At 52.7% G+C, this 13,953-nt stretch carries 12 protein-coding genes (1 of these 12 cut by a window edge); 3 read left to right on the top strand and 9 right to left on the bottom strand.

Features of this window, described 5'->3' with window-relative positions; genetic code table 11:
• Positions 1-1,676, bottom strand: the 5' portion of a protein-coding gene (gene dnaK / locus ACGHAD_RS05360) for a molecular chaperone DnaK (RefSeq protein WP_382417376.1). 247 nt of this gene lie to the left of the window's left edge; only the first 1,676 of its 1,923 coding nucleotides appear in the window; it begins with the start codon at positions 1,674-1,676; the stop codon falls past the left edge of the window.
• A gap of 186 nt (positions 1,677-1,862) precedes the next feature.
• Positions 1,863-2,420 (bottom strand): nucleotide exchange factor GrpE, encoded by a 558-nt coding sequence (grpE, locus tag ACGHAD_RS05355; RefSeq protein ID WP_382417374.1) that lies wholly within the window; start codon positions 2,418-2,420, stop codon positions 1,863-1,865.
• Positions 2,421-2,575: 155 nt separating this feature from the next.
• Between grpE and recN the strand changes: the two genes are divergently transcribed.
• Positions 2,576-4,255 (top strand): DNA repair protein RecN, encoded by a 1,680-nt coding sequence (gene recN / locus ACGHAD_RS05350; RefSeq protein WP_382417372.1) that lies wholly within the window; start codon positions 2,576-2,578, stop codon positions 4,253-4,255.
• Here the strand turns inward: recN and fur are convergent.
• On the bottom strand, positions 4,252-4,662 hold the full coding sequence (gene fur, locus ACGHAD_RS05345; RefSeq protein WP_339617526.1) for a ferric iron uptake transcriptional regulator: 411 nt from the start codon (positions 4,660-4,662) through the stop codon (positions 4,252-4,254). The genes recN and fur overlap by 4 nt on opposite strands.
• Positions 4,663-4,740: 78 nt before the next feature.
• Between fur and ACGHAD_RS05340 the strand changes: the two genes are divergently transcribed.
• The gene (locus tag ACGHAD_RS05340; protein WP_339617525.1) at positions 4,741-5,157 is read left to right on the top strand and encodes an outer membrane protein assembly factor BamE; all 417 of its coding nucleotides are present in this window, start codon (positions 4,741-4,743) and stop codon (positions 5,155-5,157) included.
• 62 nt (positions 5,158-5,219) lie between these two features.
• On the opposite strand, the gene ACGHAD_RS05335 is transcribed toward ACGHAD_RS05340, so the two are convergent.
• The 6 genes from ACGHAD_RS05335 to ACGHAD_RS05310 all read right to left on the bottom strand — a co-directional run bounded on the left by ACGHAD_RS05335 (position 5,220) and on the right by ACGHAD_RS05310 (position 13,235).
• Entirely contained in the window at positions 5,220-6,878 is a 1,659-nt protein-coding gene (locus ACGHAD_RS05335; RefSeq protein ID WP_382417369.1) for a diguanylate cyclase, read from the bottom strand.
• Positions 6,879-6,911: 33 nt separating this feature from the next.
• Positions 6,912-7,301, bottom strand: a complete 390-nt coding sequence (locus ACGHAD_RS05330) for a response regulator (protein WP_339617523.1) — start codon at positions 7,299-7,301, stop codon at positions 6,912-6,914.
• Between the two features lie 57 nt (positions 7,302-7,358).
• On the bottom strand, positions 7,359-10,622 hold the full coding sequence (locus ACGHAD_RS05325) for a PAS domain S-box protein (RefSeq protein WP_390403484.1): 3,264 nt from the start codon (positions 10,620-10,622) through the stop codon (positions 7,359-7,361).
• A 200-nt stretch (positions 10,623-10,822) separates the two neighbouring features.
• Complete coding sequence (locus ACGHAD_RS05320; RefSeq protein ID WP_339617521.1) at positions 10,823-11,146, bottom strand: RnfH family protein; 324 nt, start codon at positions 11,144-11,146, stop codon at positions 10,823-10,825.
• Positions 11,147-11,193: 47 nt separating this feature from the next.
• Entirely contained in the window at positions 11,194-11,628 is a 435-nt protein-coding gene (locus tag ACGHAD_RS05315) for a type II toxin-antitoxin system RatA family toxin (protein ID WP_339617520.1), read from the bottom strand.
• A 2-nt stretch (positions 11,629-11,630) separates the two neighbouring features.
• A complete protein-coding gene (locus ACGHAD_RS05310; protein WP_382417364.1) occupies positions 11,631-13,235 on the bottom strand; it encodes a sodium-dependent transporter in 1,605 nt (534 codons plus the stop codon).
• Between the two features lie 192 nt (positions 13,236-13,427).
• On the opposite strand from ACGHAD_RS05310, the gene smpB reads away from it, so the two are divergent.
• The gene (smpB, locus tag ACGHAD_RS05305) at positions 13,428-13,907 is read left to right on the top strand and encodes an SsrA-binding protein SmpB (protein ID WP_339617518.1); all 480 of its coding nucleotides are present in this window, start codon (positions 13,428-13,430) and stop codon (positions 13,905-13,907) included.
• The last annotated feature ends 46 nt before the right edge of the window (positions 13,908-13,953 follow it).

The following is a 13,953-nucleotide window of genomic DNA, read 5'->3' as shown; positions in this document are numbered from 1 at the left end:
TCTGTGGCTTTGTCGCCCGCTTCGGTTAAGGTTTTTTGCGTCGCGTGCATCAAGCCTTCTAGCGTATTACGAGTAGTGACACGCTGCTCAAATTTCTTATCCGCTTCGGCGTTAGCTTCAGCATCCTGCACCATTGATTCGATTTCATCGTCAGACAAGCCCGAAGAGGCTTTAATAACGATAGACTGTTCTTTACCAGTGGCCTTATCTTTGGCGCTCACGTTCAGAATACCGTTAGCGTCAATATCAAAGGTTACCTCTACCTGAGGCATGCCCCGTGGCGCTGGCGGAATATCAGCCAAATCAAAGCGGCCCAAAGATTTGTTCTGCGACGACTGCTTGCGCTCACCCTGCACCACGTGAATCGTTACCGCGGTTTGGTTGTCTTCGGCCGTTGAGAACACCTGTGACTTTTTCGTCGGGATCGTGGTGTTTTTCTCAATCAATGGTGTCGCCACACCACCCATAGTCTCAATACCCAAGGTCAGAGGCGTTACATCCAACAACAGTACGTCTTTTACGTCACCAGACAATACAGCACCCTGAATCGCCGCACCCATGGCCACCGCCTCATCTGGGTTTACGTCTTTGCGTGGCTCTTTACCAAAGAAGTCAGCAACCGCTTTTTGTACCATTGGCATACGGGTTTGACCGCCCACCAGAATAACATCGCTGATATCGCTAGCCGAAACGCCAGCATCCTTAATGGCCATTTTTACCGGCTCGAGTGAACGAGTTACCAGATCTTCCACCAAAGACTCAAGCTTGGCGCGAGACAACTTAACCACCAAGTGCTTAGGGCCGGTGTTATCGGCCGTAATGTACGGTAGGTTCACCTCAGTTTGCTGACTAGACGACAACTCAATCTTGGCTTTCTCGGCGGCCTCTTTCAGGCGCTGCAAAGCCAAAGGATCATTGTGCAAGTCAATGCCCTGCTCTTTTTTGAACTCGGCCGCCAAATAGTTAATCAGCACCAAGTCAAAGTCTTCACCACCCAAGAAGGTGTCACCGTTGGTGGACAGCACTTCAAACTGGTGCTCGCCATCAACGTCGGCAATTTCGATAATTGAAATATCAAAGGTACCGCCACCCAAGTCGTAAACAGCAATGGTGCGGTCGCCTTTTTTCTGATCCATACCGTAGGCTAGCGCCGCTGCGGTAGGCTCGTTAATAATGCGTTTAACATCCAAGCCCGCAATTTTACCGGCGTCTTTTGTTGCCTGGCGCTGCGAATCATTAAAGTAGGCAGGAACCGTAATAACCGCCTCGGTCACCGCTTCGCCCAGGTAATCCTCGGCGGTTTTCTTCATTTTCTTCAGCACTTCAGCTGAGATTTGTGGTGGTGCTTTTTTGTCGCCTTTGGTTTCAACCCAAGCGTCGCCATTATCAGCGGCAACAATTTTGTAAGGCACCATCTTGATGTCTTTTTGCACAACATCGTCTTTAAACTTACGGCCAATCAAACGCTTAACCGCGTACAAAGTGTTGTGCGGGTTGGTCACGGCCTGGCGTTTGGCGCTCTGTCCCACCAGCACTTCATCATCATTGGTAAACGCCACGATCGACGGTGTGGTGCGATCGCCTTCGGCGTTTTCAATTACTTTAGCTTTATCGCCTTCTAGAATGGCTACACACGAGTTAGTGGTACCCAAGTCAATGCCAATAATCTTACCCATGAATCAATCTCCTAAACATTGTCTTTCTGTACTGTTGACCAAGCACGCAATCGGCGGGTCGTTAACAACAAAACAGCACAGAGAATTTATACAGTAAGTGCACAACGCACTATTCCCAGTCAGTAGTAGCTATATGGGCGCCGTTAACGATTTTTCAAGCCTCTAACGACGCAAACAGCGAAACTTTTAACCCTTGGCAACCACCACCATCGCCGGACGTACCAACCGACCATGCAGGGTATAACCCTTCTGAAAGACGTCAATAACCGTATTCGGCTCAACATCCGGGTTGTCAATCATGGTCATCGCTTGATGCAACTGCGGATCAAAGGGCTCACCGGCAGGATTAAGCGCAAGCACTTGGTGACGCGCCAAACTGTCAGTAAAAGACTTCAGCGTCAGCTCAATACCCTCAATAATGGGTTTGTTGGCCTCAACGTCACGATCGATAGTGGCTAGCGCCCGCTCTAAATTGTCGACGACAGGCAGCAAATCTATCACCAGTTTCTCCTGGCCAAACTTGTGCGCTTTCTCGACATCTTGCTCTGCGCGACGGCGGCTGTTTTGCGCGTCCGCCTGCGCCCGCAGCGTTTGCTCTTTGGCTGATGCCAAGGCGTTAGCCAAGGTCTCTACCTGAGCACTCAGCGTATCGGCATCATTGACCAGCTGCTCTTCAGGTTGCTCGGTTTCGGGCGAATCTGGCGCCTCGGACTCTTGTTGATCGTTATGTTCTTGATCTGTCACCTTGCTCTCCATCGTGAATGGTTGAACGAATCTCTGCCGGATATGGGGTTAGCAGAGCGACTTTCAAGGGGTAGACCCTCCATTTTTTATCTAGCAGGGCTCAAAAAAAACCTGTATAAATAACCAGAAAAGACCACCCAAACACGGAGCACGGTATGTTAAGCCACCTGAGCATTCAGAACTTTACCCTGGTAGAGAGGCTGGATCTTGACCTAAAGGCAGGCATGACGGTTATCACCGGTGAGACAGGGGCCGGTAAATCGGTGCTGCTAGAAGCGCTGGGACAAACACTCGGCGACCGGGCCGATGCGTCGCGGGTAAGGCACGGCAGCAAACGTGCCGACATTGCCGCCACCTTTGAACTGGCCACCAACCCGCGGGCGCGCCGCTGGCTAACTCAGGCCGACCTAGCACAGCAAGACGCCCCAGATGAATGCTTATTGCGCCGTACCGTCACCGGAGAGGGCCGCTCTAAGGCCTACATCAATGGCCACCCTGCCACCCTGGCGCAGCTGCGTGAGCTGGGCGATATGCTGATGGACATCCACAGCCAGCACGAACACCAATCGCTTTTGGTAAAAGACAATCACCGCCGCCTGCTGGACGACTACGCCGGCCACAACACACTGGTGCAAGAGGTAAAAACGGCCTACAGCAGCTGGCACGAACTAGCCGCCAGCTTGCAGCATCGCCGCGAAAACGCCGATGAAGTGAACGCCCGCTATCAGCTGGTGCACTATCAGGTCGAGGAGTTAGACCAACTCAACATTCAGGCAGACGAGATAACCGCACTGGAGCAAGAGCAGCGCGAGCTAACCTGCGCGGAAGATTTACTGCAAACCAGCGCCCAAGTGCTTGCCCTGTGCAGCGACGATGAGCAGGGGCTACAAACAGGCCTGAGCCGGGCACTGCAGATGCTGCGCAAACTCAATAACAAGCCCGCGGCGCTGACTGAGGCCGAGCAGCTGCTGAGCGAAGCCGAGATACAGCTAGAAGAGGCGCAGCACAGCCTTGAGCACTTTGGCGATAGTTTTAGCCTCGATCCCGAGCGCCTACAGTGGGTCGAGGATCGGTTATCGAGCATTTACGACGTAGCCCGCAAGCATCGTGTAGCTCCCGAAGAGCTACCCAAAATTCACGAGGCACTGGCGCACGAGCTGGCAAGTCTGGGCGGGGGCGACGAGCGGCTGGAAGCGATGGCCCGCGAGGTCGCTCAGCTAGAGCAAGAATTTCGCACAAAGGCCGGCGAGCTATCCAGCAAGCGACGCAAAACAGCGGCCACCCTCTCTAAAAAGGTAAACGCGCACCTCAAGGCCCTGGCCATGGAGCACGCCAAACTTACGGTTGAGTGTAAGCCAAGAGACGACCGCCCCAGCGCCCATGGTTTAGAGGATATTGAACTGCTGATCAGCACCAACCCCGGACAACCAGCCGCACCACTGGCCAAGGTCGCCTCCGGCGGGGAGCTATCGCGGGTTAGCCTGGCCATTCAGGTGGTGGCTGCCGAGCGCAGTGCAATTGCCAGCTTGGTGTTTGATGAGGTGGACGTCGGTATCGGCGGCGCGACCGCCGATACCGTAGGGCGACTTCTGCGACAACTCGCCAGCCGCGGACAAATTTTATGTGTCACCCACTTGGCACAAGTCGCCAGCAAAGGGCACCAGCATTTGCGTGTCGAAAAAACCAGTCGCAGCAAATCAGCAGAGACGGCACTGATTGAGCTTGAAGGTAACGATAAGGTGGAGGAGCTAGCGCGTATGCTTGGCGGCGCGACCATCACCGAAGAGTCGCGCGCCCATGCCCAGCAGATGTTAGGGGATGCCGCTGAGGCTTAAGATTTTTTAGGTTTTACGTAAAGCACCAGCGAGTGATCTTCCAGCTCATAGCCGTGTTCGTCGGCTATGCGCTGCTGCAGCTGCTCAATCTCTTCGTTGTGGAACTCAATAACCCGGCCTGAGTCCAAGCACACCATGTGATCGTGATGCTCGCCGCGGGAGATCTCAAATACCGAGTGGCCGCCATCGAAATTGTGGCGAACCACCAATCCGGCGCTCTCAAATTGAGTCAAAACGCGGTAGACCGTTGCCAGCCCCACGTCGTCGCCAGCCTCCATCAAGGCTTTGTAGACGTCCTCGGCGCTCATGTGATGATCTTCCGACGACTCGAGCATCTGCAAGATTTTAACCCTTGGCAGAGTAACTTTAAGTCCGGCTTTGCGTAATTCTTGGTTTTCATCAGCCATTTTTCGTCTAAGCCCTTCTCAGTGTTCGTTATGTTCAGGTATTATCGCCCATTCATTTTAGCAAGTGGAACCCCTGTAATGAAAATAATCAAAACGCCCCTCCTGCTCGTCTGCCTAATATCTGTATTGGCGGGGTGTCAGTATTTTCAATTCCCCGGTGTTCACAAGATCAATATACAGCAAGGGCACATCTTAACCGAGGAAATGATTTCTCAGCTTGAGCCCGGCCTCAATAAGCGCCAAGTGCGCTATATTCTCGGCACACCTTTGATTGACGATATTTTTAATGATGATCGCTGGGATTACTACTACAGCCTGAAGATGGGCGACGGTCGCTTTTTTAAGCGGACGTTAACGGTTTATTTTGACGGCGACTCTATGACCCATTTTACCGGCGAGAACCTGCCGGAAGACAAAGATGAGGACGCGGATAACGAAAATAACGAGGGCGACGACGACAAAGAACCCGAAACCCCACTGCCAACCAACAGCTAAAAACGCTTTTAATGAGGGCCGCATAAACTTAGTGCGGCCCTACCCACACCCATTAATTGCAATTAATTCGCTTCGCAAACACGGTTACGCCCTTCAGCCTTAGCGCGATACAGGGCCTGATCGGCAATCTCGAGTAAATTACTGCCGCCCGCACAGCGATCGCTGCTTACCAAACCACAACTTAAACTTACATTAAAAGTAGTACCACTGGCGTTAAACGTCACCGCCGCAAAACTCTCACGCAAGTCATTAAGTATCAGCTTGGCCGCTGCCGTATCACACTCTGGTAAAGCCACAACAAATTCTTCCCCGCCATAGCGACCAATACTATCTGTCTGGCGTAGCCGCTGGCGTAATAGTTGCGCTAGCGCCCGGATCACGCGATCTCCAATGGCGTGGCCGTAAGTATCGTTTACGTTTTTAAAATGATCCAGGTCGATCATGGCAACGCAGACAGGTTTACCTAAACGTCTCGCCCGCTGCTGCTCAATATTTACCCGCTCTTTTATACGAGCATGCGTAAGCAAGCCCGTTAAACTGTCCCGGTCAATCGCCTCACTGAGCTGGCGAGAGCGCGCCGCCCGCACACATACGGCACTGACCAAACGCAAATCAGAGATAGGCTTGGTCAGAAAGTCTTCTCCACCGTAGCCTACCGCGTTGGCCTGAACCTGCTCGTCGCTCTCGGACGATAAATAGGCAATCGCCACCCGCAGCCAATCGGGGTTAAGGCGTATAAGTTGCGCCACCTCATAGCCGCGACACTCTGGTAAGTGTAAATCCAATAACACCAGCTCGGGGTGAAAATCACGCATCACCTCCAACACCTCGCGCGGATCAGAGATTAACTCTACCCGCATACCGGCGTGCTCCAACACCACTTTGTAGTGACGCGCCAACAAAACGTCATCATCGACAATCAGTATTCGGTAAGGGGAGCTTTGCGCCAGTTTTAGTTGCGACTCCAGGCAATTAACAAGCTGTGGAATATCCAACGGTTTAACAAAATAACCCACGGCGCCGGCACGCACTGCTGCGAGGTACGCATCAAAATCGTCACGCGCCGTGATAAACACCACCGATAACGGGTCTATTGCTCTTTCCTGCAGGGCGGCAATGCTTTCGGGGCCAGTGCGACTGTCCCCAGAGAACATAACATCGACCAATAAAAAATCGGGACGAACCTTACCCACCGCCGCTTCAGCAGCATCCAACGTCACATAGTGCTCTACCCGATAACCAAAATTAGTCAGCGCCAGTTGCAGCTCAGCCGCCAAGTCTAAATCGTCTTCGAGCAAATAAATCAGATGCCGATCAGCGTCAGCAAGCTGCACGGCTTGGGAGTGTCCTGCTACCAACACATTAGCGGCGTCATCCGGCGCAGAGGCGTCAATCAAAACTCGCAACTGCTGAACCGCCGCGACAAACTCGGCAACCTCGGCCGTTGTGGGCGCTTCGCCACCTAACCACTTTTTGACGAGTTGTTCTTTCTCGCGAGATTGCACACTGAGCTCCGCAAACCCAAAGCTGCCAGCAGAGCCCGCCAGCTTGTGCAACTCTTGGTACAACGGCTGTAAAAGCTCGAGCGGCAAAGGCTGCTCGGCGTTGAGCTGCTCGGATGAATGCTCGAGCTTGGTTAAAACACTGGGCAACTTGGCAGCGTACTCGCGCCGCAAATTCTGCAATTGCTCAAGTGCATGCTGCTGAGCGTCTGAACTCACTGAGCCTCCTTAGAGTTATCGAAATCAATAGGTTTAGGCGCGCTGCCAAATGTCATTAATACGTTGCGCCAAGCTAAGAGGGTCAAACGGCTTCGGAATCACATCCAGCGCTCCCAATGCGCGGTACTCCGCAATTTCGTCGGGCTGCACCTTAGCGGTCATAAAAATTGCCGGGACATCAACCATAGAGGGAATCTCGCGTAATTTGCGCAAAGTTTCCGGGCCATCCATCTCAGGCATCATAACATCGAGCACAATTAAATCCGGAACCCCGGCACGAGCGGCACTCAGCGCCTCTTTACCACTGGCGCAACTGGTTAGCGAAAACCCGCCTATGGCTTGTAGCGCCAGCTCTGCGATGGCTCTGATGTCAGGTTCATCTTCAACATACAAAATGGTAGTCAATGGCCGTTTAGCAGTCATGATACTGATCTCTGGGTGTAGCCACTCAAATTAGCAGCCTTTTTACATAGCGCAGCGTCACCGAGCCGAACCGCCGCGCTCCATACGCGCATTTAAATAATGACTCAACTGCGCTACAAGCGCAGCATCTTTTGCAAATACACGGGTAAATCGCTGTTGCTGCGCAGGCGTTAAGTCGACCTGGGTTAAGGCTAGCACCTCGGTCGCCTTTGGCTGCTGCGACAATATAGTTTCTAACAGCTCTAAACCTCCACCATCGGGTAGCAGCACATCAAGCAACACAATATCGTACTGGGTAGTGGCAAGCGCCTCCCGTGCGGCTGCAACAGAGCTAACCTGAGTTAAACCCGCCGCATCACCAATAAGTATGTGTAGCAACTGTAAAATTGCTTCATCGTCCTCGACATGCAGCACGCTAAGGCGCTCGCCAGTGCTAGGAGGAACCACATCGGGTATTACAGTACACGGCAGGGCGAAGTAAAAGCGTGAGCCATGTCCCTCGCGGGACTCAAAATCGATGGTTCCGCTGTGTTGCTCAATAATTTCTTTGCTTATTGCTAAACCCAGGCCGGTACCGCCTTTATCGCGTGTTGTAGAACTATCGGCCTGAGAAAATTTCTGAAAGATCCGCTCGCGAAATTCAGCGGCAATACCTATGCCGTGGTCAACCACGCTGACAATTAAGTTCTCCCGCTCGAGGGACATACGCAACACAACGTCATTGCCAGGGTGCGAAAACTTAACCGCATTGGATATTAAATTAATAAGCACTTGGGTAATTCGTTTGGCATCCGCTCGCACAAGGTAACGTTGGGAATCTTTAGGCAGGTCGCTCGAATCCAGGCGCAGGGCAACATCAAACTGCTGAGCATAGCTCGCGGTAGCTTCCATCGCGTTAATGAGCAGATCCGCTACCACCAGGTACTCCAGCGTAAGCCGAACCTTACCGGCGACAAGCTTTTCAATATCCAGCAGATCATTGACTAAATTTAACAAACGCTCGCTGTTGTTATGCGCGACACGTACCATCTTTTTAACCGACTCGGGCAGCTCGCCTAGCACATCCGCATCGAGCAACCGTAATGAACCGCTAATCGCCGTTAACGGAGTGCGCAGCTCGTGACTCACCGTGGCAATAAATTCATTTTTCATGCGCTCAACACGTTTGCGATCAGTAATATCCCGCATCAGCGCTATATAGAGCAACCGCCCGTCGCTGCGAATTTCAGAAAACGATAGCTCCAGCGGAAATAGCTCGCCATCGGCCCGACACCCTTTTACCTCAATGCTGCCCGCCTCCTTCTTTTGGCGGCGAGAGGTGAGTATATTGGCATCCTCTTCCGACAATAACGCCTCAATAGCCAGCCCCTGTGCCTGTGCAGCGCGCAAGCCAAAAATCTGCTCGGCGGCTAAATTAAACGAGATTATGGCGCCATCCTCGGCAATCAAAACGATACCGTCGGCGGCATTATCCAAAATCGCTTGAGTTCGCTCGGCACTCGCGCGTAGCTTTTCGGCCTGAGAGCGCTCAAGGGTAATATCACGGGCAACGCTCAAGTAACCTTCAATTCGACCGTCGTCATCACGTACCGCCGTTAGCGTCTCCATAACCCTGACCGTGCGACCATCCTTACAACGGTAAGCTCGCTCTTCGCTTTTTAGCTCGCCCCGCGCCGCGCTGGCCGCCAGCGCCTCAAACTCCAGCACAGCAAACGCCTTACCTTGGGTAGCGTCAGCCGCTGACCCCCCCGCGACTTGATGCAAGTCTTTTAAGTTACCCTTGTGCAATAACTCGTGCTCACTGTAACCAAGCATGCGACTGGCACCGACATTAAACGATTGGATCACACCCTGTACGTCGGTAATAATCAGAGACAAGCTCGCCACATCAAAAATCGCATCACGCCAACGGCTGGTGCGGCTAAGCCGCTGCTCAGCAAGCACCTCCTCGGTAACATCCCACAAGGAGCCGTGCCAAATAATGCTGCCATCAGTTTGCTGCTCTGGGCTGGTACGGCCCCGAATCCACAACAAACCCCGCGTCGGATGCAACACGCGATATTGATCGTTCCACATGGTCATGGACCGCTCGGACTCGGTAATACCAGACACAATACGCTGTAGGTCGTCGGGGTGTAGGCGTTCAAAGGCTTTAGCGGCGCTATCTTTTACCTCTTCTGGTGTGACGCCGTAAATATCGACAATACCGCTACTTGCGTAGGCAAAACGGGAGGAGCCATCGGTGTTTTTTTGAAACTGAACCAAGCAACCAGGCATGCTGTCTGACAAACGTCTAAACGTCTCTGACAGCTTTCTGTTCTCGCGCTCTTGCAGTGAACGCTCAAGCGTAGCCCCCACCCAACGAGCCAAAAGACGCACAAAATCGCGCTCAGACGCACTAAATTCATCGCGGCGAGCTTCAGGGGCAGAAAAGTTTAACGTGCCGTAAACCTCTCCACTTACCCATACCGGCGCGCCGATATAGCTTTCGAGCTGAGTTGAGCGATAGCATGGATGACTTGCCAACGCGGACTGCCCTGTATGGTGGATCGCCATAACGTCTTGACTGTGTAGTGTTTCGACACAAAAACAGTGGGGCAAGAAAAACTCTTGGTTATCTTCGAGGGCACCGGGGGGCGACACCTGCACATGAACCCGATAATTATCGCCCGTAATCTGGCTGACAATCCCCAAGGGCAAATCTAAATAATCAGCTCCTAAACGCAGCGCCTGACGCAACTGGTCTTTAGCTTCAGATCCAGGTAGCGATGCGATCTCGTTAAGCCGCTGCAGGGCTTGCTGTTGATGCACCACCAACTCTTCGACCCGTTTTTGCGCATTAACATCGGTATAGACACCGATCATTTGCACGGCCCGGCCCGCCGCATCCCGTTCAGTTACCCGCCCCCGGGTTAAAAACCACAGGTACTTGCCGTGCTCATCGCGCAAACGGTGCTCGTGCTCAAAGCGATCGGTGTCACCTTTAATGTGCCGTTTAATGCGCATTAAGCACTCATCACGATCATCGGGGTGCACCCGAGCCATCCACTCCGAAACGCCGTCTTTCGTAACAGCATTCTCGCCGAGACCAAACATGCGCTTCCAGTCGTCAGAAAACTCCACCGTATTGCGCTGAACATCCCAATCCCAATAGCCAGATTGACTGTTTTCCAGCGCCAGCTGTAATCGTCGGCCAAGGTTTTGCGAAGATGTTTGCCCCGGCGCAGAGTCGCCGGTGCGACGCCACCGGTGCAAGCCAAGGGCCGTCATTACGATGATTAACGCCCCCAACAGCACGCCGACCAAAAATCCGCTTGTCATATCGGGGCCGGCCTGAGCCCAGGCAGGAAAGGCCATTAGCAATAGCAAGCCAGTTGTCACAACGGACTTAAACGCCAATCCATATTTGCCCCGCCACCGGCACGCCATAATTCTCCCTTTGCTCACCACCGCTCTTAGTTAGTCTAGCAGGGCTTAAATGGTACGCGAATAAACTTCTTGCGCAGGATACGCGCGAGCTTTTACGAGTCAGCCTGCTTTGCTTTTTCGGCACGACGACGGCGCACCTCTTTGGGGTCGGCCTGCAGCGGACGGTATATCTCTATCCGGTCCCCCGCTTGCAGCACATGCTCGTGGGGTGGCTTTAAGCCTTTTGTCCCCAGCGCTTGACCAAAAATCCCCATCTTGGCGTTTTCTAAGTCGATCTCGGGATAGTCGCGCGTAATCCCCGAAGACTCGGCCGCTTGGTAGGCGGTTGTTCCCGGCTCAACCAACACCTCGAGTATTGTTTGTCGGTCGGGCAGCGCGTAGGCCACCTCAACCGTAATTAAATCTAAATCTGCCATACGCCTAATTACCTTACCTAACTAACCGAACTATTTTACGCCTTGCGTTAAGCGCCATAGACAACCTGCGCCCGTCGGCATACAGCCTTTACTTGCGACGCCGCTATTTGTTCAAACATCTTATTAACGGCCATCGCCAATAGCGGGTTCTTTAAACTAAAGTCTAGCTCCAAGGTTACGCAACATCCCTCGGTGGTATCGCTAAAAGACCACTGGCCGGAAAACTTACGGAACGGGCCATCAACCAGCTCCATTGTCATTTTACTGGGTGGAATCAACTGATTGCGTGTCACAAAACTCTGAGACACACCGCCCAGCCCCAATGCCAACCGCGCTTCCAGCCAATCATCACCACGCGCTAATACGGCAGCGCTTTGGCAGCCATCCATATACTCAGGATACGCCTCAATATCGTTGACCAACGCAAACATTTGCTCGCGCGAATAGCCTACTTCGGCTGTACGTTTTATCTGATGCCCCACAACTACCCCGCAAACTTAATATAAATACCCAATATAAACAAAACCGCGATCAATACAGGAGATACAAACTTTAACACTAACAACCAACGCACAGACCAACTTGAAAAATCCAAATCGAGCCCACGATGCAAGGGGCGTTCTATCATGATCCAACCTATATACACCCCAGCAGCTAAAATACCAAACAAGAAAAATAACCACTCGTTTATGACCCAGCTGAAATCTAACTGATTTATATCCTCTGCAAACTTTCCGTACAAACCCATAATAAACACCACCAGCACCAACACCGGCGATACATAGCGAACAATGGTAAACCAGCGACTAAATGTCTCGCGCGACTCCAGTTTCAGCTCGCGCCGCAGCGGCCGCCGCTTCATAAACCAGCCGACATATACCGCCATTAACGCACCCCCTAACGGCAACAATACACTGGCGGTTATAAAATCAATAAAGTTAAATAAATTCATGCCTAAGAAGTAGGTGCTGTCGGACCAGTCGTTAAAGGACATCACCGTCCCTAAACCCAACAACCACGCTAACGACGCGATAAGCAAATTAGCGCTGACCCGGTGAAACCGAAAACGCTCCGTCAAATAAGCCACCGCCGGCTCCAACAGAGAAATCGTCGAGCTCCAGGCCGCCAGGGTAACTAATAAAAAGAACAAGGTGCCAAATATCGTTCCAAAAGGCATAGAGCCAAAAACAATCGGCAAGCTGATAAACATCAAGCCCGAACCGTCGCCCGGTTCTACCCCGTTAGTGGCAAACACAATCGGAAAAATGGCCAGCCCCGCAATTAACGCCACCAGGGTGTCCAGCACCCCCACCATCATGACGGTTTTTACAATCGAGCTTTTGTGGGGCATGTACGAGCCGTAGGCCATAATGGCGCCCATTCCAAGGCTAAGCGTAAAAAATGCGTGCCCCAATGCTAACGACAACCCCTCTAAGGATAAATCAGCGAACTTAAAACTAAACAGAAACGAGGCTCCTGCGGCAAAATCCCCCACATAGGCGGCATACCCTAACAGCACCAACAGCAACACAAACAGCAGCGGCATCAGCACCCGCACCGCAGTCTCTAGCCCGCGGGTTACGCCAAATACAATCACCAGCACCGTCATACACAAAAACGCTGTCTGCCATTGCACTAAGGCACTTTTATTGGCCAGCAGCGCATCAAACGCCTGCTTAGCACTCTCGCCGTCTAGGCCAACAAATCCGCCACGAGCGGCAGTCGTGACATATTCTAGGGTCCAGCCGGCAATGACACTGTAATAGGATAAAATCAAAAAGCCGGCCAACACTCCAAACAGGCCGATCACATTCCAACCGGGCGAGCTACCCGACTCTCGGGTGACCGCTTGCATCGCCGTGATGGGGCTCGCGCGGCCCCGACGCCCCAATAACACCTCGGCGACCATCACCGGCAAACCAATCAAGCAGATACACAGCAGATACATCAATACAAAGGCACCACCACCGTTCTCGCCGGTGATGTAGGGAAACTTCCATATATTGCCAAGACCTACGGCGGAGCCTGTCGCCGCCAAGATAAATGTGCCTCTGCGCCCCCAAATGGCGTGCTTTTGTGCTCGTTTCACGCTGTCACTCCGCTTGTCTGCGATTATCCACCGCCCAGCACTGAGCAGCGGCCTGCGTTATTGCGCCCAAACCTTATAGTTGCCGCCGATTGTATCGTTAATCGCTCAACAGCATAAGTGCGGACGCAGACAGAACGCCCGGGGATCGTTATAATGCCGGTGTTTTCATTCACCCATCCGACGCGACTGTTCATGGCTAAAAAGCAGAAAAAACCCGCTGGCAACACCATTGCCCTCAACAAAAAGGCAAAATTTGACTACCTGCTGCAAGATAAGCTGGAGGCGGGCATCGTCCTGCTCGGCTGGGAAGTTAAAAGCTTACGCGCCGGCAAGATGCAACTAACCGACACCTACGTGATTTTCCAAAACGGGGAGGCGTGGTTGGTGGGCGCACAAATTTCGCCTCTCGCGACCGTCTCTACCCACTATGTGGTCGAGCCCAACCGCTCGCGCAAACTTTTAATGCACGAAAAAGAGCTGGCCAAACTGCGTCAGGCGACCGAGCAAAAAGGTTACACCGTGGTCGCGACCGCCATGTACTGGAAGCAACACTTGGTCAAAGTCGAAGTGGCGCTGGGTAAAGGTAAACAACTGCACGACAAACGCGAAACCGAAAAAGAGCGGGACTGGAACCGGCAAAAACAACGTCTGTTTCAAACCGATACGCGCTAATCAAACACCACCGCCGACTCCGCTCTCGAGCCACTGCATCCTCCGG

It is taken from the genome of Gilvimarinus japonicus, from assembly GCF_042847215.1.
Taxonomy (GTDB): Bacteria; Pseudomonadota; Gammaproteobacteria; order Pseudomonadales; family Cellvibrionaceae; genus Gilvimarinus; species Gilvimarinus japonicus.
The sequence above is the reverse complement of the archived record's forward strand: the minus strand, read 5'-3'. Positions and strand labels throughout refer to the sequence as shown.